This window comes from Hominifimenecus sp. rT4P-3, from assembly GCF_051055405.1.
Taxonomy (GTDB): domain Bacteria; phylum Bacillota; class Clostridia; order Lachnospirales; family Lachnospiraceae; genus Pseudolachnospira.
Map to the genome: position 1 here is coordinate 1,579,052 of NZ_CP167068.1, position 23,800 is coordinate 1,602,851.

The following is a 23,800-nucleotide window of genomic DNA, read 5'->3' on the forward strand; positions in this document are numbered from 1 at the left end:
GCCATGGACGCCGAAGCGCAGAGGGAAGCCTCCCGCCGGATGACGGAGTTTGTATTGACTAGTCCGGAGTACCGGGAAACCCAGACTCTTTTTGTCTACATAGATGCAAAGCAGGAAATTTCAACGGCGGAAATTTTAGCGGACGCCTGGAAACAGGGAAAAACCGTGGCGGCTCCTCGAGTAGAGGGAGAGACCATGGATTTTTATGTGATCCGTTCGGAGGAAGATTTAGAACCGGGGAGTTTTGGAATCCGAGAACCAAAGGCGGAATGCCCGCGTGTGGAGGATGAAACCGGTCTCTTTTTGGCCCCAGGCGTGGCCTTTGATTACAGCGGCCATCGTGTGGGATATGGCGGTGGGTATTACGACCGGTATTTGGCGGCCCATCCCGGTCATAGGGTATGGGGACTAGCTTATGAATGCCAGTTATGCGACGCTGTTCCGACGGAAGAAACCGATTTGCCCATGGAACAGATTGTGACGGAAAAAGGATTTCGGAAGAAAACCGAGGAAACGTTACGGCAGCAATACTATATGGACGAGATAAAAACTCTCTTGAAAGCACAGGCCCAGGAGCTGGGGCGTCCCCTGACCGCGTGTATCTGTACTTTTGGCTGCCAAATGAACGCCCGCGATTCCGAAAAGCTGCTGGGGATTTTAAAGGAAATTGGTTTTGAGGAAAGCGAGAGCGAGGAAGCGGATTTCGTCCTGTATAACACCTGTACCGTGCGGGAAAACGCCAATCTCCGGGTATATGGACGCCTCGGTCATCTCAATAGCCTGAAGAAAAAAAATCCCCGAAAAATCATTGCCCTGTGCGGCTGTATGATGCAGGAAAAGGATGTGGTAGAAAAAATACAAACCAGCTATCGGTTTGTGGATATTGTTTTTGGCACCCACAATATTTTTCGTCTGGCGGAGCTTTTATATCGTCGTTTGACGGAGGGAAAACAGATTGTGGAGATCTGGGAGGGGACCGAGCGAATCGTGGAAGATCTTCCCGTGGAACGCAAGTACCCGTTTAAATCCGGAGTCAATATCATGTTCGGCTGCAATAATTTTTGCAGCTACTGTATCGTTCCCTATGTCAGGGGACGGGAGAGAAGTCGGGAGCCGGAGGATATTCTGCGGGAGATTCGGAGTTTGGTAGCGGACGGAGTGGTCGAGGTAATGCTGTTGGGACAAAACGTCAATTCTTATGGAAAAAATTTGGCGCATCCCATCACCTTCGCCGCACTTTTGGAACAGGTGGAAGCGATCGAAGGCTTAGAGCGCATCCGCTTTATGACGTCGCACCCGAAGGATTTGTCCGATGAGCTGATTGCCGTGATGGCAAAGTCAAAGAAAATCTGCCGCCATCTGCATCTGCCTCTTCAGTCGGGCAGCACCCGGATTCTTCATCAGATGAACCGGAAATATACAAAAGAACAGTATCTGGCCTTGGTAGAAAAAATCAAGAAAGCAATCCCAGATATCTCTTTGACCACGGATATCATTGTCGGTTTTCCGGGAGAAACGGAAGAAGACTTTGAAGAAACCATGGATGTGGTAAGAAAAGTGCGCTATGACAGTGCGTTTACCTTTATTTATTCCAAGCGTACAGGTACTCCAGCCGCCGCCATGGAAGAACAGGTCCCCCTTGATGTGGTGCAGCCTCGGTTTGATCGGTTGTTGGCGGAGGTACAGAAAATTGCAGGGGAGCTTTGCGGCAGGGATACGGGAACCGTGCAGACGGCCCTTGTAGAAGGAATCGATACCCATGATACCGCCTGCGTCACCGGGCGTCTGAGCAATAATTTGATGGTACATTTTCCGGGAGACGCGTCTCTGATCGGGAAGTTGGTATCGGTACGGTTAACAGAAGCAAAAGGCTTTTACTATATGGGAAGGATGGAAGAATAAATGCTTTCACCAATGATGCAGCACTATTTGGAGACCAAGGAGCAGCATCCGGACTGCATCCTTTTTTACCGGCTCGGCGATTTCTATGAGATGTTTTTTGACGATGCCAAGACGGTTTCCAAAGAGTTGGAATTGACATTGACAGGAAAAGACTGCGGCCTCCCGGAGCGGGCGCCGATGTGCGGGATCCCCCATCACGCAGTAGAAACGTATCTCAATCGTTTGGTGGAAAAGGGATATAAGGTTGCCATCGCCGAGCAGATGGAGGACCCGAAATCTGCCAAAGGATTGGTAAAACGGGAAGTCGTTCGGATTGTGACGCCTGGCACCAATATGAGCGCGCAGGCTTTGGATGAATCCAGGAACAATTATTTGATGTGTATCGTCTATCTGGATAAGATTTTCGGCATCGCTACGTCCGATGTCAGCACCGGCGATTTCTTTGTGACGGAAGTGGACTCGGTACGGGCTCTGCTGGATGAAATCAACAAGTTTATGCCGGCGGAGATCATCTGCAATGAAGCCTTTTATATGAGCGGCGTAGACCCCGCAGACCTTCGGGGACGCCTTCATATCACCATGTCGGCGTTGGATAATACGTATTTTAACGACGATACCTGCCGGCAGGCCTTGAAAGATCATTTTTCTGTCACCTCCTTGCAGGGGCTTGGCATCAGCGACTATGAGATCGGCACGGTGGCGGCGGGAGCCGTACTGCGCTACCTTTTGGAAACTCAGAAGAATAATCTCAGTCATTTGACCCGCATCCAGCCCTATCAGCCGGGCCGTTATATGATGATCGATACCTCTACCAGACGGAATCTGGAACTGACGGAGACCCTTCGGGAGAAACAGAAGAGGGGTTCGCTGCTGGGTGTTTTAGATAAGACGAAAACGGCCATGGGGGCCCGGATGCTGCGCAGCTATCTGGAACAGCCGCTGATTGATAAAAAGGAGATTTTGCGCAGGCAGGACGCCATCGAGGCGTTAAATTCGGATCTGATCTTACGGGAAGAATTGCGGGAATACTTAAATCCGATCTATGATTTGGAACGGCTTTTGGGGCGGATTTCTTACCGTACGGCAAATCCGAGAGATCTGGTTGCCTTTAAACATTCGCTTCAGATGCTTCCTCACATTAAGCAGCTGCTGAAAGATGTGAAGACGCCGCTTTTAAAGGAACTCTGCGAACGATTGGATTCTCTGGAAGATATCGCTGAGTTAATCGACCGGGCGATTCTGGAAGAGCCTCCGGTTACCATCCGGGAAGGCGGAATCATCCAGGAAGGCTATTCGGAGGAAGCCGATAAGCTTCGCCATGCAAAAACCGAAGGGAAAAATTGGCTGGCGCAGCTGGAATTGGACGAAAAAGAGCGTACCGGAATCAAAAATCTGCGCATCCGCTACAATAAAGTGTTCGGTTATTATCTGGAAGTGACGAACTCCTTTAAAAATCTAGTGCCGGAGGACTATATCCGCAAACAGACGCTGAGCAATGCGGAACGCTATACGACCCAAAAGTTAAAAGAGTTGGAAGACATTATTTTGGGCGCGGAGGACAAGCTGTTTGTGCTGGAATATGACCTTTTCTGTGAGGTAAGGGATAAAGTGGCCGCTGAGGTGGTCCGTATTCAGGACAGCGCAAAAGCAGTCGCTGAGATCGACGTATTGGCCTCCCTTGCGCTGGTGGCCTACCGGCAGCAGTATGTGCGCCCTTCGATCAACGAAAAGGGCATTATCGATATCAAAAATGGCCGCCACCCGGTGGTGGAACAGATGCTTCGGGATGATCTCTTTATCGCCAATGACGTGTATCTGGACAATCACAGCAACCGAATTTCCATCATCACCGGCCCGAACATGGCTGGAAAATCCACATATATGCGGCAGGTGGCGTTGATCGTGCTGATGGCGCAGATCGGTTCCTTTGTGCCGGCGGACTCTGCCAACGTGGGGATATGCGATCGAATTTTTACCCGTGTTGGCGCTTCCGACGATCTGGCGTCCGGACAAAGCACGTTTATGGTGGAAATGACCGAGGTGGCCAACATTTTACGAAATGCCACCAAAAACAGTCTGTTGATTCTGGATGAGATTGGCCGCGGTACCAGTACCTTTGATGGGCTTTCCATCGCCTGGGCGGTGGTGGAATATATCAGCAATACGAAAATTCTTGGGGCGAAAACTTTGTTTGCCACTCATTACCATGAACTGACGGAGCTGGAAGGCTGTATCAATGGAGTCAACAATTACTGCATTGCCGTAAAAGAACAGGGTGATACCATTGTGTTCCTGCGGAAAATTGTAAAAGGCGGCGCGGATAAGAGTTATGGGATTCAGGTGGCCAAGCTGGCCGGCGTGCCGGAGGCTGTCATCGAGAGGGCCAAAGAGCTGGTGCAGGAACTTTCCGAGGCGGATATCACAGCGAGAACCAAGGAGATTGCCGCCCATGCAAAAAGCGGTTCTACTTTTAAACCAATTCCCAAGCCCGACGAGGTGGACATGTATCAGATGACCTTGTTCGACGCGGTAAAGGAAGATGATATCCTGAAGGAAATGGAACAGTTGGAATTGGGAAATATGACGCCGATCGACGCGCTGAATATGCTGTATCGGTGGCAGAATCAGCTGAAGAACCGGTGGTAGAAGGCGAGGGGGACCAGCTCTCCCGAAGAAAGGACATAGGATGGGACAGATTCAGTTATTGGATTCTTCGACGATTAATCAGATTGCGGCGGGTGAGGTGATTGAGCGGCCTTCTTCGGTGGTGAAGGAGTTGCTGGAAAATGCGATTGACGCAGGAGCGACGGCGATCACCGTGGAGATCAAAGAGGGAGGCATCTCCTTTATCCGCGTGACCGATAACGGGAGCGGAATTCCGAAGGAAGATATTCCGCTGGCTTTCCTGCGCCATTCGACCAGCAAGATTAAACGGGTGGAAGATCTGATGACAGTCTCGTCTCTGGGGTTTCGGGGAGAGGCTCTGTCCAGTATCGCGGCGGTAGCCCAGGTTGAACTGATCACCAAAACGGAGGAGCAGCTGACCGGAAGCCGGTATGTGATCGAGGGCGGGGAAGAAAAGTCTTTGGAGGAGATCGGCGCGCCAGGCGGGACCACCATCGTGGTGAGAAATCTGTTTTACAATACGCCGGCTCGGCGGAAATTTCTAAAAACCGCTCAGACAGAGGGGAGCTATATCAGCAACCTGGCTGAACGAATTGCTCTTTCGCACCCGGAGATTTCCTTCCGTTTTTTGATGAATGGACAGAATCGGCTCCATACGGCAGGAAATCATAAGTTAAAGGACATTGTTTATACCGTCTACGGACGGGAGATCACCTCGGAATTGATTCCAGCGGAGGCCTGGAGCGAAGACGGCTGCGTTGGAATCAGAGGTTTTTTGGGGAAACCTTTGATTTCCCGTGGGAACCGTTCCTATGAAAATTATTTTATCAACGGAAGATATATCAAAAGCAACCTGATCACCAAAGCCATCGAAAACGCTTATGCTGGTTTTGTCATGCAGCATAAATATCCGTTTACGGTTCTTCATTTTACCATTGAGCCTACCTGGCTGGATGTCAATGTACATCCGACGAAGATGGAATTGCGGTTTCGCAATGAAGAATTGGTTTATCAAACCGTCTATGAGACGATTCGGAATGCCCTGGAAGGGAAAGAACTGATTCCAAGAGTCACGTTAGACGAACCGAAAAAAGACGTGATTTTTGAAAATGGGGACGTAGGAAAAACCAGGGAACGAGGACCGGAGCCCTTTGAGCGAACTCGTCAGGCGGCTTCCGCCTCCTTCAAAGGAACACAAGCGGAGGGGCGAAAGGAAAGGCCAAAGGAGGATATGCCCTCTCTGATCCGGGAGTCTCCCCAGTATTTTAAGAAGGATGGGAAGGAGACGCCAAGCGCGAGGGAAATTCCCAGGGAACCTTCCACCATCGAATTGATGCAGCGGGAAATGAGAAAATCCGGAGAACTGGATACGAAAAAACAGCCAATTTTGGAACCTGCCGTTCCAGAGGCGTCCGCTCCCAAGCAGATGGAACTCTTTGAGGAAAAAATATTGACCCGCGAGGCGCGGGCGGAATACCGGATGATCGGCCAGCTTTTCGATACCTACTGGCTGGTGCAGTACCGGGAAGAATTTTTGATGATTGACCAGCATGCCGCCCATGAAAAGGTACTCTTTGAGAGAACCATGCGTTCTCTGGCGGAGAAAGAATTCACCTGCCAGCAGATGAATCCGCCGATCGTGCTGACCTTAAGCGCCAGGGAGGAAGCCATCCTTTCCGAATATGGCGATCAGTTCCGAAAATTAGGCTTTGAGATCGAACCTTTTGGCGGAAAAGAGTATGCGGTTTATGGAGTGCCGGGCAATCTGTTTGGCCTGGCCAGAGAAGATTTGCTGATGGAACTGCTCGATAGCTTGGCGGATGAATCCGGCCGTCAACGGTTAAATTTGGTGGAGGAAAAAGTCGCGCTGATGTCATGTAAGGCGGCGGTAAAAGGAAATAATCGTCTCTCTTTGAAGGAAGCGGAAGCATTGATTGATGAACTGATGCAGTTGGAACAGCCGTACACTTGTCCCCATGGACGGCCAACCATCATTTCCATGACGAAATATGAACTGGAAAAGAAGTTTAAGAGGGTAGTATCATGAAAAAACCGGTCATTATTCTAACCGGGCCTACCGCCGTGGGAAAAACCGATCTTTCCATCGAACTTGCCTTATCTGTCCGCGGTGAAATCATCAGCGCGGATTCCATGCAGGTCTACCGGCATATGGATATTGGTTCCGCAAAAATCCGGCCGGAGGAAATGAGAGGGGTGCGGCATCACCTGATTGACTGCTATGAGCCTTGGGAAGAATTCCATGTGGTCGAATTTCAGCGGGCGGCCAAATCTGCGATGGAAGAGATTTGGACGAGGGGAAATATCCCCGTGATTGCAGGCGGAACCGGCTTTTATATCCAGGCTTTGATCAAGGATATTGATTTTACAGAAACAGGCGGAAATCCTTCCTATCGAAAAGAATTGGAACGTTTGGCGGAAGAAAAAGGAGCGGAGTTTCTTCACGATGAATTGGTCCGTGTAGATCCAGTTGCCGCCACGGAGATTCACGCCCATAATGTGAAACGGACGATCCGCGCCCTGGAATATTTTCATTATACCGGAGAGCCGATTTCTGTTCATAATGAGAGGGAAAAAAAGCGGGAATCGCCGTACCATTTTGTTTATTTTGTCCTGAATCGGGAAAGAAGCGAGCTCTACCAGCGCATCGATCAGCGCGTGGATCAGATGATGGCGAGTGGGTTATTGGAGGAAGTACAACGATTAAAAGAGATGGGATGCACCCGCTCGATGGTTTCCATGCAAGGCCTTGGCTATAAAGAACTTTTAGAACATCTGGACGGGGAGATTTCCCTTCCGGAAGCAGTAGAAAAGATCAAAAGGGATACCCGCCATTTTGCGAAACGTCAGATCACCTGGTTTAAACGGGAGCAGGATGTGATTTGGTTAAATCGACAGGAATATGAAAACGAAGAGGCGCTGTTAAAGGCCATCTTACAAATATGCAGGAATCGAGGAATTCTGATTGATGAAACAAATGGATGCAGAGACTAGGCGGATGTATGAAGCCTGTGGAATTTCCAGCAAGGTGCTGGATTTGGGAGAGGAAGTTCTTTCCGAACTGGCTTCTCGTTTTGCGCGGATTGATGAAATTGCCGAATACAATCAGCTAAAAGTATTGGCTGCTATGCGAAAAAACCGGGTCAGCGAGACGCATTTTGCCGCGACGACCGGTTATGGCTACAATGACGACGGAAGAGATACCCTGGAAAAGGTCTATGCAGATACCTTCCATACGGAGGATGCGCTGGTGCGTTCGCAGATTACCTGTGGAACCCATGCGTTAAATCTGGCGCTTTCCTCCAATCTGCGGCCTGGCGATGAACTGCTTTCCCCGGTGGGAAAACCCTACGATACGCTGGAAGAAGTGATCGGAATCCGGGAATCTTTAGGCTCTTTAAAAGAATATGGCGTTACTTACCGGCAGGTGGACTTGCTGCCGGACGGCGGTTTTGATTATGAAAATATCGCAAAGGCAATCCATGAAAAGACAAAATTGGTTACGATTCAGCGTTCGAAGGGATATGCGTCCCGTCCAACGCTTTCCGTAGAGCAGATTGGGGAATTGATTGCTTTTGTAAAAAAATGTAAACCAGATATTATCTGTATGGTGGATAACTGTTACGGCGAATTTGTCCAAAGAAAAGAGCCTTCCGACTTGGGCGCCGATATGATCGTCGGTTCTTTGATTAAGAATCCGGGAGGCGGTCTGGCCCCGGCAGGCGGATATATCTGCGGGAGAAAAGATTGCGTGGAACAGGCTGCTAGACGGCTGACTTCTCCGGGCCTTGGCCGAGAAGTGGGAGCCAGTCTCGGAACAAATCCGGCGTTTTATCAGGGATTCTTTTTGGCTCCTACCGTGACGGCTGGCGCGGAGAAAGGGGCGATTTTTGCCGCTAGTCTTTATGAGCGTTTGGGATTTTCTGTGCATCCGGCTGCGGCTACGCCGCGGTACGATATCATCCAGGCCATCAATTTAGACACGCCGGAGCGTTTAAAGGCATTTTGCTTAGGGATTCAATCCGCTGCCCCGGTGGACAGCTATGTGACGCCGGAACCTTGGGCAATGCCTGGCTATGACGATGAGGTGATTATGGCCGCGGGAGCCTTTGTACAAGGGTCTTCCATTGAACTTTCGGCAGACGGACCGCTGCGCCCTCCTTACACGGTCTTTTTCCAGGGAGGTATTACCTGGTACCATGCAAAATATGGAATTTTAATGTCTTTACAGAAATTGGTGGACGCCGGGTTTAAACTGTGATAGAATCTAAGTTAAACAAAACGGCGGAAATGGATGGGGAATTGGCGTGAGTGAGAACGCCTATGTGTGAAATCCAGGAAGAAACCATTACGATGAAAGAATTACCGGTGAGCGAACGGCCCTATGAAAAGTGCAGGACCGCCGGACCGGAGATATTAAGTGACGCGGAGCTTTTGGCAGTGGTGCTGCGCAGCGGTACGAAAGGACAAACTGTCCTGTCACTGGCACAGAAGCTATTGGGGAGAAAGGGAGAGGAGAGCGGTCTTGCGGCCGCAGTACGTCTCCCTTTTACCGAACTTATCAAGCTTCCCGGCATTGGACCGGTAAAGGCAGTGCAGCTTCAGTGCATTGGGGAACTTGCACGCCGGATTGCAAAAGCATCGGCAAAGAAGGGGCTGGAACTATCGGCTCCCCATGCCATTGCACAGTATTTTATGGAAGACCTGCGCCACCAGAAGCAGGAAGAGATGGTGGTTGCGATGTTTGATACAAAGGGACATCTGATTCGGGAAACGATCATTTCCCGCGGAACGGTCAATGCGTCTCTCGTTACGCCGCGGGAAGTGTTTTTGGAAGCGATACATCAGGAAGCGGTTTATGTGGTTTTGCTCCACAATCATCCAAGCGGAGATCCGACGCCCAGCATGGAGGATATTCGGTTGACCAAGCGGATGCGGGAGGCAGGCGACCTTCTGTCGATTCCTATGTTAGATCATATTATTATTGGGGATAATTGTTATCTTAGCTTTAAAGAACGGGGTTATATTTAATGAAAAAAAAGTCTCATTTTCATATAGAATCAAAACATATCTTTTTTTTCTTGATGGCGGTTTGTTTGCTACTCATTATCGTCAGCTCCGTCAGCAGTTCTGTCAATAATGCCCTGAGGAATGGAATTAACACGGTGTTGATGCCGATGCAAAAAGGATTGAATCAAGTGGGCAGTTATGTATTCGGCGAGGCGGAGCGCCTGTCCGAATTAAAGCGAATCCAGGATGAAAACGAGCTTTTGTTGGAAGAAGTAGCGCAGCTTCGGGAGGATACGACCCGTTATCAGCTGAGGCTGTCCGAACTTGAAAAATACCAGGAGCTCCTTGACATGAAAGAGCAGTATCCGGATTATGAAACCACGGGGGCCCATATTATCAGCAAAAATTCCGGTAACTGGTATCGAACTGTAAAAATTGACAAAGGGAGCGCAGACGGCATTCAGGTATCTATGAATGTGATTGCGGACGGCGGTTTAGTCGGAATCGTGACCTCAGTGGAGACCCACACGGCCACCATCAGTACGATCATCGACGATGGACGGAGCGTTGGAGCTATGGCGCAGCTATCGCAGGATTCCTGCATTGTGACTGGGGATCTGCTGTTGTACGACGAAGGGCGTCTTTTGCTGCAGCATATCGGCAAGGATGCCGATGTAGAAAATGGCTACAAGATTGTTACATCCAACACCAGCAGCGAATATCTGCCGGGGATTTTGATTGGCTATGCCGACGGGTTAGAGGTTGGCTCCAATAATCTGACGAAATCCGGATACCTGATTCCCGTTGTGGATTTCGCCCATTTGGATTCTGTGCTGGTGATTACTACCCTGAAAGAAACGGGGGATACCAATTGACCTGGAAACGTGTACTATTTTATCTTGGAATCATCATCGCATCGCTTATGGTGCAGAATAATTTGTTTGCGGCCTCCAATTTAATTGGAACTGTACCGAACATTCTGCTGATTATTACATTTACATTCGGCTTCCTTCGGGGAAAAACCGATGGGATGCTGATCGGCTTTGTCAGCGGCCTGCTCCTAGATTCTTTTTTTGGAGAGACCCTTGGCTTTTATGCGTTAGTCTATCTGGTGATCGGTTATGGAAACGGCCTGCTGGGTCAGGTTTTCTATACAGAATTTATTAACATGCCGGTGGTAATATGTATCCTCAGCGATTTTATTTTTAATATCATTATCTATTTTTTCGATTTCCTGATGAGAGGCAAGATGAGCTTTTTTCGCTATCTGCAAAAAGTTATCCTGCCGGAAATCGTATACACCGTACTTTTAACCTTGGTGCTCTACCGCTTCCTGCGATTTTTGAACACCAAATTCGCTCAATTTGAAAAGAGGAGTGCGAAGAAGTTTGTTTAGAGATATCTTGGAATACATTGGCTATAAATTAAAAAAGATGGCGACATCCCGGTTGTTCCCGCTATCGCTTCTGTTTCTTGTCATGTTTGCCGCTCTGATTATGAAGTTGTTTCAGCTTCAAATTGTGGAAGGCGCGGACAAGCAGGAAGAGTATATTACTCAGAGAACGCAGAAGACCATCAGTCTTCCCAGTACGCGGGGAAATATTTTTGACCGGAATGGAAATCTTTTGGCTTACAATCAATTGGTTTATACCGTTACTTTGACGGATACCGGAGCTTACAGCGACGGTTATGCGAAAAATCTGATGCTGTTGGATTTGATCGCTATCTTAGACAAATATGAGGAGACGATTCACACGGAGGTTCCAGTTATTCTTGATGATAATGGGGACTTTCAGTTTACTGTTTCCGATTCGGCGCGCCTGCGTTTCCTAAGGGATATGTATGGCTTGAAGTCTGTAGACGAGCTGCTGGAAGACACCACAGAAAAAACAGATGAGAATATCTCTGCCAGAGGAGTCTTTGACTATCTCTACCAAAAGTATGGCATCGGATACAAAAATGCCAAAAAGAAGCCGGAGGAGATGTATTCCCTGGACGATGAGACGGCTTTAAAGCTGATCAATATTCGGTATTCCCTGGCAGCCAATGCGTTCCAGCGCTATCGCTCCATTACGATTGCATCGGACGTTCAGATGACTACGATGTCGGATATTTTGGAGCACTCGGACCGCCTGAAAGGCGTGGCCATCGAGGAAGATTACGTAAGGGTGTACAACGACAGCGAATATTTTGCCCAGGTGCTTGGCTATACGGGAAAAGCTAGTACCGATCAGATCGATCATTTAAACGAGGCTGCCGGAAAAGAACGCTACAGCCTTGGGGATGTGGTGGGCCAGAGTGGTATTGAAGAGACCATGGAGCAGGAACTGCAGGGCATCAAAGGCGAACGCACTATGTATTTGGACAGCCTAGGCCATGTACTGGAAATCAGCAGTGAAACAGATCCTGTGACGGGAAACGACGTACATCTAACCATTGATAAAGACCTGACTATAGGGATTTACCATATGATTGAGCAGCGTCTGGCTGGTATCCTGGAGGAAAAACTGTACGAGGGGAAATTTCATGTTACCACAAAGATGAGCAGCAGCGACAGACGTCTGTCCATCTACGACGTGTATTTCCAATTTATCAATAACAATATCCTGGATATCAAGCATTTTTCCGCTGATGATGCAAGCCCGGCGGAAAAGAGGATTCACCAGGCGTTCCAGAATGGACAGAGCCGTATTTTAGCCACCTTGAAGTCGGAGCTTTTAAGCGATCATCCGACGCCGTATAAGCAATTGGATGCGGACAAGGAAGATGGCGAACGCTTCATGCAGGTTTATATGAGTTATGTCTATACGATTTTGGACGACGCGGGATACCTGCTGAAGGATAAGATTGATACGGCGGATAAGACCTATATTGCCTATAAAACCGACGAGACCATCAGTTTAAAAGAATTTTTGCAGTATGCCCTGTCGAAAAACTGGATTGACGTATCGAAGCTGTCGTTGGACAGCAAATATACCAGTTCGGAAGAGACTTACCGGGTACTGGTGGATGCAATTGAAGACTTGGCGAAGAACAGTCCCAAGTTCAGCAAAAAGGTATATCAGAATCTGATCATGGACGACGCGATTACCGGATGCGATCTCTGTTTAGCCTTGATGGACCAGGGCGTATTAGAAAAAAAAGAAGAGGATGTCGCGTCCCTTGAAAACCAAACGCTGAGCGCGGCGTATCATTTTATCAAAGATAAAATCCACAATTTGGAATTGACACCAGCTCAGCTGGCTTTAGATCCGCATTCGGCCGCAGTAACGGTAACCGATGTCAAGACAGGCGCTGTGATCGCGGTGGTTTCTTACCCCAGCTATGACAATAATAAGCTGTCAGGAACCGTGGATTCCGAATATTACTATAAACTGACCAACGACTTGTCCTCGCCCCTTTACAATGGAGCGACGCAAGCCCAGACTGCTCCCGGTTCCGTTTTTAAGCCGATTACGGCTGTGGCGGCTCTGGAATCCGGCGTGGTGAAGGCGGAAGATTTGATTGATACGCAAGGTGTGTTCACAGAAGTGGGACTGAACTTATATTGCTGGTATATGTCTTCGACGGGAAATCCCCATGGACCATTGGATATGGTCGGGGCGATTCGGGGGTCCTGTAACTATTACTTTTCAGAGATGGGGTTCCGGCTTTCCAAAGACAGCGAAGATAATTACAATGAACCCCTTGGACTTTCCGCTATTCAGAAATTTGCAACGGCCTTTGGCTTGGATTCCAAATCGGGAATCGAAATCCGGGAGAAAGAGCCTCATATTTCCGATACGGCTCCGGTACCGTCCGCCATTGGACAGGGTACGCATCTGTTCTCCAATGTACAATTAGCCCGCTATCTGAACGCGTTGGCTAACAGTGGGACTGTCTACAATCTGACGCTGTTAGATGAAATTACAGATACGGAAGGGAATGTGGTCAAAAAATACGAGCCTACGATCGCGAATACCACAGATTTTGCGGCTTCCACCTGGAATACGGTGCATGAGGGGATGTATCAGGTTTTAAACGATACCAGCACATCTGCCCATCGCTCCTTTAAGGCTTCTGTGGTTGCAGCGGGAAAGACGGGAACGGCGGAAGAAAATAAACTGCGCCCGAACCATGCAAACTTTATTAGCTATGCGCCCTATGAGAATCCGGAGATCGGCGTAACGGTCACGATTCCATACGGCTATACATCGGCTCGTGCCGTGGAATTGGCCAGCGATGTCTACCGGCTTTATTACAATGAGGTTACTTTAGAGGAAATTCTGGAACGAAAGGCGGAGTCCAGTACAAACTATGTAAGCGATTAACACCATCCGCGGTGATAATCATAGATGGGAAATTAATGTGGAGGTAAGTATATGAGTGAAGTAATCGTTATTACCTCAGGAAAAGGCGGCGTAGGAAAAACAACATCCTCCGCCAGCATAGGTACCGGCTTAGCCAAAAGAGAAAAATCTGTTGTAATGATTGACACGGATATCGGATTACGGAATCTGGATGTGGTTTTAGGGCTTGAAAATCGGATTGTCTACAATCTGGTCGACGTGGTGGAAGGAAATTGCCGCCTGAATCAGGCTCTGATCAAAGATCGTCAGACACCGGGGCTCTATCTGCTTCCCTCGGCGCAAACGAGAGACAAGACGGCGGTTACGCCGGAACAGATGGTAAAATTGGTCGATGATCTGAGACAGGATTATGATTATATTATCTTGGATTGTCCGGCTGGTATTGAGCGTGGTTTTCAAAATGCGATTGCCGCAGCGGATCGGGCGCTCATTGTGACAACGCCGGAAGTATCGGCGATTCGGGATGCCGATCGAATTTTAGGATTGCTGGAAGCAGGCGGGATTCATCGGAACCATTTGATTATCAACCGCCTTCGTCCCGATATGGTACGCCGGGGCGAGATGATGTCCGCCGAGGATGTGGTGGATCTTTTGGGCGTTCCGCTGATTGGCGTGATTCCAGATGACGAACAGGTAATCCTGGCTACGAATCAAGGCGTCCCGCTATTAGAAAGCGGAGGATTGGCTGGACAGGCTTATGAAAATATTGTCCGGCGGATCATGGGAGAAGAGCTTCCTTTTCCGGATTATAGTGAGACAAAAGGATTTTGGTCCAGATTGTTCGGAAGAGGAAAATAATACGAGGGATAAGAATGTTTCGTCTAAGGGATTATAAGCTAAAGAAATATAATTTCCGAATTGTGCTTATTATTATCGCACTTTGTACAATTGGAATTTTGGTTTTAAATAGTGCGATGATAAATGACGCGGACCGAACTGGAACCATACGGAAGCAGATCATCGGTTTTTGTGCGGGTGGAACAGCGATGGTTATTTTATCGTTGATCGACTACCACTTCATTTTAAAATTCACCCCGATCATTTACCTTGGTGTTTTGGGACTGCTGGGACTGATTTTTGTTCCTGGCGTCGGTGTTTCTGCAAACAATGCGGTTCGTTGGATGTCCATTGCAGGGTTTCAAATTCAGCCGTCAGAATTTGCCAAAATTGGCCTGACTTTGGTGTTCTCCTGGTTCTTTTGGAAGAATCAGGAAAGGGTCAGCCATCCGCTTGTGGTCGGCGGGAGCCTCGTTTTATTTGCCATTCCGGCTGTACTGATTTATAAAGAACCGGACTTATCCACTACATTGGTAACTGTCTTTATCTTTCTTGCTATTATTTATACGGCTAAGATCAGTTATAAGTGGATACTCGGAGCGATTGGCATAGCGGTTCCGGCAGTAGGCGTGGTGCTTTATATCGCTATGCAGCCAGATCAGACGTTGATCAATCTCTATCAGATTAACCGGGTGCTTTCCTGGCTCTATCCGGATCGGTTTAAGCCTCTTGGATTGACGGTTCAGCAGGACAATTCAGTACTGGCGATTGCATCCGGACAGCTGCATGGAAAAGGCTTGAATACGACCAGTTTCGAGTCAGTAAAAAACGGCAATTTTTTGTCGGAAGAAAACTGTGATTTTATATTTGCGGTGATTGGGGAAGAATTGGGGTTTATCGGCAGCGTGGTTCTGATTGCTCTGATGGCGTTCCTGGTTTTTGAATGCCTGCGGATTGCATCCAGGGCGAAGGACTTGGCCGGTCGGCTGATTTGTACAGGAATTGCCGCCCAGCTGGCGTTTCAGACCTTTGTCAATATCGGCGTTGCGACGAAGCTTTTGCCAAACACTGGATTGCCGCTTCCCTTTATCAGCGCCGGCGTCAGTTCTCTTCTCAGTATCTTTATGGGGATGGGAGTTGTCTTAAATATCGGCTTGCAGAGAAGAGACGAAGCCTTGGATTGGTAAATCTCTACTTGTACTTTTCAGAAATGTGTAATATAATGAATAAAAGAAATTTATTTTATAGTAATTTATATCACAACGCAAGGAGGAAATAGCATGGTTCAGATTATCGCGGGTAGGAAAGGAAAAGGAAAAACCAAGTATCTTCTGGAAAAAGCGAATACGGCTATCAAAGATGCGCATGGCAGTATCGTTTACCTGGATAAGAATTCTCAGCATATGCACGAGCTGAATCGCAGAATTCGCCTGATTGATATGTCGGAGTATCCCGTTTGTTCGTATGAGGCGTTTTTAGGATTTGTTTGCGGGCTTATTTCTCAGGATTACGATTTGGAGCAGGTATATTTGGACAGCTTCTTAACTTTATCCCATCTGAACGGCAATGAAATAGAAAAAGCGATTGATGAGCTGGAGAAAATCTGCAAAAAATATAAGATCACCTTTACCTTAAGCGTATCTGAGGATAAGGAAAATTTGCCTCAGAATGCTCAGGAGCGCACCATCATTGCACTGTAATTTTGCTCTACATAAGAAAAAAGGAAGGGGCGCCTATACAAGGCGCCCCAATCTTTCGGATTTTACTTACGATTCGGAAGAGTTCTGACGAACCCGTCCGTATAGACTGATGAGATACAGTCCTGCTAGACCAACGGCAATGTAAATTACCCGGCTTAACCAGGACATGCTGCCAAATAGGGTGGCTACCAGATCGAAACGGAAAATTCCGATCAGTCCCCAGTTGATGGCTCCAATGATAGCGATTGTCAGGATTGTATAATCTAACCCTTTCATGCGCAAATACCTCCTTCCATGCTTTGCAGTTAGGATTCCCGCTGAAAAATATTTTATGTTGGTAAAAAATCCCAATGAAAGAGAGGCGAACGAATGGCGAAGAAAAATTCTAAAGTGATTCGATATCGAAAACCAAAATCCGTCAATATTGGTTTTCTGATCTTCGCATTCATTTTTATCTATTTAGCCTATAGCGTCATCGCTTATATGGTTCGGGATAAAGTCCAATTCTATGAAGTGGGACGAGAAGTTGCGTTGGTAAAGGATTCTACCTATACGGGATTGATTCTCCGAACCGAAGAAGTGACGACCGCACAGGCGGCAGGATACGTCAATTTTTATATCCGAGAAGGAAATCGCGCGTCGGTCAATTCCGTGGTGTACTCTCTGGATGAAAACGGACAATTTACGGAAATGCTTACCTCCAATGCGTCGGATAGCAGCAAATTGTCTCACGACAATCTCTCTGATCTGAAACGGAGTCTGGCAAATTTTAATCTTTCTTATCAAAACGAACAATTTGTAGATGTTTATGATTTGAAATATACCATTGATAATAAGCTGCTTAGTTTCGTTAGTACCAACTCTCTAGAGGATCTAGAAGGGTTAGGAATTGACACTAGATTTTTCCGGACAGTTCCGGCGGAAAAGAGCGGTGTGATTGAATACTATACAGATGGATTTGAGGGTTTTGACGCCGCCTCGGTCGACGCCAGTGCCTTTGACAAAAGTAAATACGAACGAACGGATATCCGCAGCAGCCAGGCGGTGGAAAGCGGAGCTCCTGTCTATAAAACGATCACTTCGGAAGTTTGGTCGATTTTGATTCCTTTAACAGAAGAAGAGGCGGCGGCTTATCGAGATGTAAAATCTTTAGACGTTACCTTTCCGGAAAAAGGTCTTTCCACTACCGTAAGTTTCTCTGTTATCGCTGGAGCGGATAACGGTTCTTATGGAAAAATGGATCTTAGCCGTTTCATGGTCCAGTTTGCAGACCAGCGTTATCTGGAAGTGGAGATCCACAATTCCGTGAAAGAAGGATTAAAGATTCCGAAGTCCTCTGTCCTGGAGAAAGAGTTTTACACCGTTCCAATCGGCTATGGAACCGAAACAGAGGACGGCATCATCTTTAATAAAGAATCCTATTCTGCGGAAGGTACCTCGGTAGAGATGATCCAGCCAACGGTTTACTATGCGACCCAGGATGTTTATTACTTAGATCCCTATGAGCTGGAAGGTGGGCTGACGCTGGTGAAACCGGACAGCAACGATCGCTATACGCTGGGAGAGCGGGCTGCGCTAAAAGGGGTTTACAATGTGAATAAAGGATATGCCGTATTTAAACAGATTGAGGTCATGGATGAAAACGAAGAATACTTAATCGTAGAAAAAGGAACGGATTATGGAATCGCGGTTTATGACCATATTTTATTGGATAGCCGTCTGGCAGTAGAAGGAGATATCTTATATTAAATGGCCGTGGTTTTTTTCAAATTTCAAGTATTTTTCAGTTGACAGAAAACAAAAAAAATATGATAATAGTAAAGGTATGACGAAACCGAAATAAAGCGGGAGATGGATGAGATGGCAAATATTATTGATAAATTCCTGAATTCTATGAAGCTGAACGACGACGATTACGACGAGGAAGATGATTTTGACCTGGAAGACGAATTTGAAGAAGAAGAGCTTCCGTCGTCCCGATTTAACCGAAAGAAAAAGCTTGCTCGTGAAGAGGACGATATGGATATGCCGCCGGTAGAGCGGGAGCAGAGACCGCTGCGTGTAAAACGTTCTTCCGCAGCAAACAATGTGGTTCCGATGCGTTCTCGAAGCAACATGGAAGTCTGTATGGTAAAACCTGCGTCCATTGATGATGCGAGGGAAGTTTGCGATATTCTTCTCAGCGGCCGTGCAGTTGTGATCAATATGGAAGGCGTTCATGTGGATTTGGCGCAGAGAATTATTGATTTTACCTCTGGCGCATGCTACTCGATGAATGGAAATCTACAGAAAATTTCAAATTACATATTTATCGTGACTCCAAGCAGCATTGAGCTGTCCGGTGATTTTCAGGATGTAATCAGCGGCAGGGAGAGCGCAGCTACCTTAAGTCTTGATCTTTGATTCAATTTTGATAGAAAGTCCGACGGATTTCCTATCGAATGAAAAATGGGAAAGCCATTCTCTAGGCCTGCCGCCTTTGGAATGGCTTTCTGTGTATAGAAAGGAAATAACCTTTATGAAACGATTTCTCTGGGCAATTTTAGGCGTTCTTGCTTTGACCGGACTGGATCAGTGGACAAAGTATCTGGCGCTGGCTCACCTGCAGGGTCAGCCCAATATCGTCGTCTGGGACGGCGTATTTGAATTGCAATTTATTACAAATCGGGGTGCAGCCTTTGGTATTTTTCAAAATCAACGTTGGATTTTTCTGGTGATGACGGTGGCGATTATGGCCGCCCTTCTATACTTTTTTGTGAAGCTGCCAAGAACAAAACATTTTCTTCCCCTTTCAATTCTCTGTGTGGTGCTGGAAGCTGGCGCGCTGGGAAATATGATTGATCGGGTACGTTTGGGGTATGTAATCGATTTTTTATATTTTAAGTTAATTGATTTTCCCACGTTCAACGTGGCGGATTGTTATGTAACCGTAGGCACGATTTTAGCGGCCATTTTGCTTGTTTTTTATTATAAGGATGAAGATTGGAACTTATTAAAGAAAAAAGAGCGTGGAGTGACGGAAGAGAGCGGAGAGCAGGAATCGCATAAGGAGAATGCAGAATGAGCACGGAACTTCTGACAGCAGATGAATGGGCGGCAGGGCAGCGTCTGGATGCCTGGCTCTCCAACAATTTCGAGGAGCTGTCGCGTTCTTACCTGCAGAAATTGATCAGAGAAGATAGAGTTTTCGTCAACGGGCGAACGGTGAAAAGCAATTACCGCTTAAAAGGAGGAGAAGAAATCTCACTTGATCTTCCAGAACCAGAGCCTCTGGATGTGGAACCGGAGCCTCTTCCTTTGGATATTGTCTATGAGGACGAGGATCTTCTTTTTGTGAATAAGCCCAAGGGAATGGTGGTTCATCCAGCGCCTGGACATCCAAATGGCACGCTGGTAAATGGTCTTTTGTATCATTGTGGAAATAGTTTGTCTGGAATCAATGGAGTGCAGCGTCCGGGGATTGTCCACCGGATTGACCGGGATACGACCGGTCTTTTGGTGGTCTGTAAAAATGACTTTTCTCATAATCATGTGGCGAAACAGTTGGCGGAACACACCATTACCAGAAGGTATCGGGCCATTGTTCATGGAGTAATCGATGAGGATGAGGGAACGGTTGATCAGCCCATTGGCCGCAGTCGGACGAATCGTTTAAAAATGGCTGTAGAACCGGTAAATGGAAAACCAGCGGTCACGCATTACCGTGTGATAAAGCGCTTTTCCCAATATACATATATTGAATGCCGGTTGGAAACTGGCAGAACACACCAGATTCGCGTTCATATGACGTATTTGCAGCATCCCCTGCTTGGAGACCCGCTTTATGGCGCTCGGAAGTCTCCCTATTCTTTGACAGGACAGACATTGCATGCAGGTGTTTTAGGATTGATTCATCCGCGGACAGAAGTATACTTGGAAAAAGAAGCGCCGCTCCCGGAATATTTTCAACATTTACTGGAAATTTTACCTTGAAATCGTTAAGATATCTTAGGTTATCGTCTTCTTTTTTTGATTTTTTATTGAAAACCATAAAAAAGTCTGATATAATACATAATATATTTTATATGGTTATTGTCAACACTAGACAGAAAGGAGTGACTTCTGTATGCAAGGAAACCGCGTCATCACAATAGGAAGAGAGTTTGGCAGTTCCGGAAGAGAGATCGGAGAGAAGTTAGCGGAGACGCTCGGAATTAACTTTTATGATAAGGAACTCATTGCACTCGCATCGAAGGAAAGCGGGCTATGCCCAGAAGTTTTTGAAAAGCAGGATGAAAAGCCAGTCAATAGTTTTTTCTATTCATTGGTGATGGATACCCATGGAATGGGGCAGCCTATATCTGGTTATATGGACGTACCGTTGAACCAGAAAGTATTCTTAGCTCAGTTTGATACGATTCAGAAATTGGCGAAGAAAGAATCCTGTGTTATCGTTGGCCGGTGTGCAGATTATGCTCTCGCTTCGTTTCCCAATGTGACTAGCGTCTTTATCTGTGGAAATATGGAGGATAAAGTCAATCGTGTAGCAGAGACGTTCCACATGGCAAAGGATAAGGCGATGGATCTGATTGCGAAAACCGATAAGAAACGGGCCAATTACTATAATTACTACTCCAATAAAAAATGGGGAAGCGCGGGGAGTTATGATCTTTGCCTGAATAGTACATTGACCGGTGTGGATGGCGCAGTACACATTATTTTGGAGTTTTTAAAGGCGAAGGATAAGGAGAATAGTGCTAAGTAGCCATTGCCTTCGATTGCAGGCAGTCCCATGATGAAACAACATGATCCGGTGGAGAAATCTTAGGATTTCTTTCACCGGATTTTCACAGTTTTTTGATAGTTTAATAATACCGGTCAACTGGAAATCCGATGCCGGCTTGCCTGCAGGATGATTTTTGAACCGGTATTGTAGGAAGTAAGAAACCCCAAGTGCTGTAATGCTTGGAAGGGGCGCAACATGTGTCTCTGGTTTTTCGGAAAGAAAGGAAGTTTGTTTTTTGGAAGAAGTACAACAAAAGAAGATGCGGGAGTTTGAGAGTGGAAGAGCGTCGTCTGTTATGAAGCTGCTCCTTTTGGCAGCAGTTCCAGTGATCGCTGTCACACTTTACATTCTTTAACGATCTGTATTTTCTGCGTAATCGGTAGAAAAAAGTATGAACAAAGAGGAGGCATTTCCATCTTGGAATACCTCCTCTTTGTTCATACTGAAAGGTGTTCTTTATCCGTTACACACATATCTGAAAAATCACTCCACTGTGACGGACTTTGCCAGGTTTCTGGGTTTATCCATATCGAACCCTTTTACATATGCCGTATAGTAGGCGAGAAGCTGCCAGAGAACCGCGCATGGGAATACCGTAAAGCGGTCATCCTCCACTGGAATTTCCAGATGGATATCACAGACTTCATCCGACACAGATGCTCCTTGCTTGGTAATGAGAATGACATAAGCGCCGCGAGCCTTTACTTCACGAATATTGGAAATCGTCTTATTGAAAATTTTATCCTGAGTCGCCAGGGCAATCACCGGAACGCCAGGTTCGATCAAGGCAATCGTTCCATGTTTCAATTCACCGGCGGCATAAGCCTCTGCATGGATGTAGGAGATCTCTTTTAATTTTAACGCTCCTTCTAGGGAAAAAGCATAATCCAGTCCGCGCCCAATATAGAAAGCATCCTTGGAAAATGCCATTTTTTCCGCTTGTTTGCGCAGGGTTTCTTCCTGCTCCAAAGCATTTTCAATCATATCTGCGGCAGCCGTCAGATTGGAAATAAAGGCGCGAACTTCTTCCTGATTTTTTCCACGAACCAGCATCATACGCGCGGCGATCAGATAGAAGACGGAAAGCTGCACCATATATGCTTTTGTACTTGCTACCGCGATTTCAGGGCCCGCATGGGTATACAGTACGTAGTCGCTTTCTCTGGCGATTGTAGAGCCTTTTACATTGACGATGGACAGAACCTTGGCGCCACATTCCTTTGCCAGACGAAGAGCAGCCAGGGTGTCGATGGTTTCGCCGGACTGGGAGACCACAATTACCAATGTGCTCTCATCAATCAACGGCGTGTCGTAACGGAACTCAGAAGCAATAGAAACCGTAACCGGAATCCGCAACTGCATCTCGATGATCGCGCGGCCAACCATTCCGGCATACATTGCCGTACCGCAGGCAATCACCTGAATGGATTTGCATTCTTCAAAAATTGAGTCCGGAATTCCTTCCGCGTCAAAATTTGGCAAGCCATCCCTTAAGCGGGGCGTAACCGTCTTGCGGAATACTTCCGGCTGTTCGTGGATTTCTTTCAGCATGAAATGGGGATATCCGCCCTTTTGAGCCGCCTCCACGTCCCAGGTGACTTCGAGCATATCCGGATGAATGATTTCGCCCTCCATGGTTTCCACACGAATCGCATCCTCAGTAATGGTCAGGATATGCTGTTCCGGAACGGCAAAATATCTTTTTGTATAGGGAATTAAGGCCGTCACGTCGGAGGCAATAAAAGAACCTTGATCAGATGTAGCGGCTACCAGCGGGCTTACATTGCGGATTGCATAGATCGTACCTGGAATATCCGTAAATAAAATGCAAAACGCATAGGAACCGTCAATGATATGGATTGCTTTGCGGATCGCTTCGTAGGGGTCCTGGGTCTGCCCATAGTAATAATCGATGAGCTGGGCGGCGACTTCCGTGTCCGTCTCAGACGTGGCCAGACCTTCAAAGCCGAATTGGCGGCTGATGGTATGATAATTTTCAATGATTCCATTGTGAAGCAGAATCACTTTTCCAACTGCATGGGGATGTGCATTCGCATCTGTCACGCCGCCGTGAGTGGCCCAACGGGTGTGGCCGATACCACAATGAGAGGGAATTCCAGGCTCGCAAACGGCTTCTAAAGCAGATACCTGACCGACCTTTTTCCGAAGATAAAAGTCGCCATCGTCCGTTAAAAGCGCCATTCCCGCACTGTCATAGCCCCGGTATTCCAACTGACGAAGTCCTTGCAACACAACATCCCGTGCCTGCAGCGGCCCGGTATAACCGATAATTCCACACATATTTTATTTTTCTCCTTAAAATCAATCAATTTCCGATAAGATAAAGTCCCTGATGTATACTGAAAAGCGGTACACAAAAAAGACTGCTCCGGTTGCATTTTGGTTGTTTTGCAGTTGCCCGCATATTTCAAAATACATCACACGCCCGGAGCGGCATGGAAGAGTACCCGCCGAATATTTCGATAATCTCTTCCCCTCGTTAACCTTTTCTTTTTATCCGTCCGTGAAAAGGTACATGGCGCTTTTCCATATTCTATTATACTGCCGCAACCTCCTTTTTGTTACGAACTGTACATCAGTTTATCATAAAAAGAGAAATTATGCAAGCAAATCCCTGGGAGTGCCAAAAGGTA

The 23,800-nt window shown here is 47.2% G+C and carries 19 protein-coding genes; 17 read left to right on the top strand and 2 right to left on the bottom strand.

What is annotated here, in order from left to right; translation table 11 throughout:
• The first annotated feature begins 3 nt into the window (after positions 1 to 3).
• From miaB to ACCC71_RS07380, 12 genes are all read left to right on the top strand, one after another.
• Complete coding sequence (gene miaB, locus ACCC71_RS07325; protein WP_434311824.1) at positions 4 to 1,902, top strand: tRNA (N6-isopentenyl adenosine(37)-C2)-methylthiotransferase MiaB; 1,899 nt, start codon at positions 4 to 6, stop codon at positions 1,900 to 1,902.
• Entirely contained in the window at positions 1,903 to 4,548 is a 2,646-nt protein-coding gene (mutS, locus tag ACCC71_RS07330) for a DNA mismatch repair protein MutS (RefSeq protein ID WP_434311763.1), read from the top strand.
• Positions 4,549 to 4,588: 40 nt separating this feature from the next.
• On the top strand, positions 4,589 to 6,574 hold the full coding sequence (gene mutL, locus ACCC71_RS07335) for a DNA mismatch repair endonuclease MutL (protein WP_434311764.1): 1,986 nt from the start codon (positions 4,589 to 4,591) through the stop codon (positions 6,572 to 6,574).
• A complete protein-coding gene (gene miaA, locus ACCC71_RS07340; protein WP_434311765.1) occupies positions 6,571 to 7,539 on the top strand; it encodes a tRNA (adenosine(37)-N6)-dimethylallyltransferase MiaA in 969 nt (322 codons plus the stop codon). Before mutL ends, miaA begins: the two co-directional genes overlap by 4 nt.
• The gene (locus tag ACCC71_RS07345; protein ID WP_434311766.1) at positions 7,514 to 8,806 is read left to right on the top strand and encodes an aminotransferase class I/II-fold pyridoxal phosphate-dependent enzyme; all 1,293 of its coding nucleotides are present in this window, start codon (positions 7,514 to 7,516) and stop codon (positions 8,804 to 8,806) included. Before miaA ends, ACCC71_RS07345 begins: the two co-directional genes overlap by 26 nt.
• Before the next feature lie 62 nt (positions 8,807 to 8,868).
• On the top strand, positions 8,869 to 9,576 hold the full coding sequence (gene radC, locus ACCC71_RS07350; protein WP_434311767.1) for a RadC family protein: 708 nt from the start codon (positions 8,869 to 8,871) through the stop codon (positions 9,574 to 9,576).
• 65 nt (positions 9,577 to 9,641) lie between these two features.
• Entirely contained in the window at positions 9,642 to 10,430 is a 789-nt protein-coding gene (gene mreC, locus ACCC71_RS07355) for a rod shape-determining protein MreC (protein ID WP_434311768.1), read from the top strand.
• Positions 10,427 to 10,951: a rod shape-determining protein MreD gene (gene mreD, locus ACCC71_RS07360; RefSeq protein WP_434311769.1), complete on the top strand. Its 525-nt coding sequence runs from the start codon at positions 10,427 to 10,429 to the stop codon at positions 10,949 to 10,951. The genes mreC and mreD overlap by 4 nt, the downstream gene beginning before the upstream one ends.
• Positions 10,944 to 13,865, top strand: a complete 2,922-nt coding sequence (locus ACCC71_RS07365; protein WP_434311770.1) for a penicillin-binding transpeptidase domain-containing protein — start codon at positions 10,944 to 10,946, stop codon at positions 13,863 to 13,865. Before mreD ends, ACCC71_RS07365 begins: the two co-directional genes overlap by 8 nt.
• Before the next feature lie 51 nt (positions 13,866 to 13,916).
• Positions 13,917 to 14,702, top strand: a complete 786-nt coding sequence (gene minD, locus ACCC71_RS07370) for a septum site-determining protein MinD (protein WP_434311771.1) — start codon at positions 13,917 to 13,919, stop codon at positions 14,700 to 14,702.
• Between the two features lie 14 nt (positions 14,703 to 14,716).
• Positions 14,717 to 15,868: an FtsW/RodA/SpoVE family cell cycle protein gene (locus ACCC71_RS07375; protein ID WP_434311772.1), complete on the top strand. Its 1,152-nt coding sequence runs from the start codon at positions 14,717 to 14,719 to the stop codon at positions 15,866 to 15,868.
• Positions 15,869 to 15,961: 93 nt separating this feature from the next.
• The gene (locus ACCC71_RS07380) at positions 15,962 to 16,381 is read left to right on the top strand and encodes a twitching motility protein PilT (RefSeq protein ID WP_434311773.1); all 420 of its coding nucleotides are present in this window, start codon (positions 15,962 to 15,964) and stop codon (positions 16,379 to 16,381) included.
• A 66-nt stretch (positions 16,382 to 16,447) separates the two neighbouring features.
• Here the strand turns inward: ACCC71_RS07380 and ACCC71_RS07385 are convergent, their stop codons facing one another.
• Complete coding sequence (locus ACCC71_RS07385; protein WP_434311774.1) at positions 16,448 to 16,657, bottom strand: DUF378 domain-containing protein; 210 nt, start codon at positions 16,655 to 16,657, stop codon at positions 16,448 to 16,450.
• Positions 16,658 to 16,750: 93 nt separating this feature from the next.
• Between ACCC71_RS07385 and ACCC71_RS07390 the strand changes: the two genes are divergently transcribed.
• From ACCC71_RS07390 to ACCC71_RS07410, 5 genes are all read left to right on the top strand, one after another.
• Positions 16,751 to 18,130 (top strand): HlyD family efflux transporter periplasmic adaptor subunit, encoded by a 1,380-nt coding sequence (locus ACCC71_RS07390; protein ID WP_434311775.1) that lies wholly within the window; start codon positions 16,751 to 16,753, stop codon positions 18,128 to 18,130.
• A gap of 111 nt (positions 18,131 to 18,241) precedes the next feature.
• The gene (locus ACCC71_RS07395; protein WP_434311776.1) at positions 18,242 to 18,784 is read left to right on the top strand and encodes a cell division protein SepF; all 543 of its coding nucleotides are present in this window, start codon (positions 18,242 to 18,244) and stop codon (positions 18,782 to 18,784) included.
• A 115-nt stretch (positions 18,785 to 18,899) separates the two neighbouring features.
• Positions 18,900 to 19,445 carry a signal peptidase II gene (gene lspA / locus ACCC71_RS07400; RefSeq protein WP_434311777.1) on the top strand — a complete coding sequence of 182 codons (546 nt, stop codon included), beginning with the start codon at positions 18,900 to 18,902 and terminating at the stop codon, positions 19,443 to 19,445.
• Positions 19,442 to 20,353, top strand: a complete 912-nt coding sequence (locus ACCC71_RS07405) for an RluA family pseudouridine synthase (RefSeq protein ID WP_434311778.1) — start codon at positions 19,442 to 19,444, stop codon at positions 20,351 to 20,353. The genes lspA and ACCC71_RS07405 overlap by 4 nt, the downstream gene beginning before the upstream one ends.
• 133 nt (positions 20,354 to 20,486) lie before the next feature.
• The gene (locus ACCC71_RS07410; protein ID WP_434311779.1) at positions 20,487 to 21,125 is read left to right on the top strand and encodes an AAA family ATPase; all 639 of its coding nucleotides are present in this window, start codon (positions 20,487 to 20,489) and stop codon (positions 21,123 to 21,125) included.
• 504 nt (positions 21,126 to 21,629) lie between these two features.
• Here ACCC71_RS07410 and glmS read toward each other — a convergent pair.
• Positions 21,630 to 23,447 carry a glutamine--fructose-6-phosphate transaminase (isomerizing) gene (gene glmS / locus ACCC71_RS07415; protein ID WP_434311780.1) on the bottom strand — a complete coding sequence of 606 codons (1,818 nt, stop codon included), beginning with the start codon at positions 23,445 to 23,447 and terminating at the stop codon, positions 21,630 to 21,632.
• Between the last annotated feature and the right edge of the window lie 353 nt (positions 23,448 to 23,800).

What these genes read in the sequence shown, in the direction of transcription:
- miaB (WP_434311824.1), top strand. Translation starts at nt 4, where the DNA reads ATGGACGCCGAAGCGCAGAGGGAAGCCTCCCGCCGGATGACGGAGTTT.
- mutS (WP_434311763.1), top strand. Translation starts at nt 1,903, where the DNA reads ATGCTTTCACCAATGATGCAGCACTATTTGGAGACCAAGGAGCAGCAT.
- mutL (WP_434311764.1), top strand. Translation starts at nt 4,589, where the DNA reads ATGGGACAGATTCAGTTATTGGATTCTTCGACGATTAATCAGATTGCG.
- miaA (WP_434311765.1), top strand. Translation starts at nt 6,571, where the DNA reads ATGAAAAAACCGGTCATTATTCTAACCGGGCCTACCGCCGTGGGAAAA.
- ACCC71_RS07345 (WP_434311766.1), top strand. Translation starts at nt 7,514, where the DNA reads ATGAAACAAATGGATGCAGAGACTAGGCGGATGTATGAAGCCTGTGGA.
- radC (WP_434311767.1), top strand. Translation starts at nt 8,869, where the DNA reads ATGTGTGAAATCCAGGAAGAAACCATTACGATGAAAGAATTACCGGTG.
- minD (WP_434311771.1), top strand. Translation starts at nt 13,917, where the DNA reads ATGAGTGAAGTAATCGTTATTACCTCAGGAAAAGGCGGCGTAGGAAAA.
- ACCC71_RS07375 (WP_434311772.1), top strand. Translation starts at nt 14,717, where the DNA reads ATGTTTCGTCTAAGGGATTATAAGCTAAAGAAATATAATTTCCGAATT.
- ACCC71_RS07380 (WP_434311773.1), top strand. Translation starts at nt 15,962, where the DNA reads ATGGTTCAGATTATCGCGGGTAGGAAAGGAAAAGGAAAAACCAAGTAT.
- ACCC71_RS07385 (WP_434311774.1), bottom strand. Translation starts at nt 16,657, where the DNA reads ATGAAAGGGTTAGATTATACAATCCTGACAATCGCTATCATTGGAGCC.
- ACCC71_RS07390 (WP_434311775.1), top strand. Translation starts at nt 16,751, where the DNA reads ATGGCGAAGAAAAATTCTAAAGTGATTCGATATCGAAAACCAAAATCC.
- ACCC71_RS07395 (WP_434311776.1), top strand. Translation starts at nt 18,242, where the DNA reads ATGGCAAATATTATTGATAAATTCCTGAATTCTATGAAGCTGAACGAC.
- lspA (WP_434311777.1), top strand. Translation starts at nt 18,900, where the DNA reads ATGAAACGATTTCTCTGGGCAATTTTAGGCGTTCTTGCTTTGACCGGA.
- ACCC71_RS07405 (WP_434311778.1), top strand. Translation starts at nt 19,442, where the DNA reads ATGAGCACGGAACTTCTGACAGCAGATGAATGGGCGGCAGGGCAGCGT.
- ACCC71_RS07410 (WP_434311779.1), top strand. Translation starts at nt 20,487, where the DNA reads ATGCAAGGAAACCGCGTCATCACAATAGGAAGAGAGTTTGGCAGTTCC.
- glmS (WP_434311780.1), bottom strand. Translation starts at nt 23,447, where the DNA reads ATGTGTGGAATTATCGGTTATACCGGGCCGCTGCAGGCACGGGATGTT.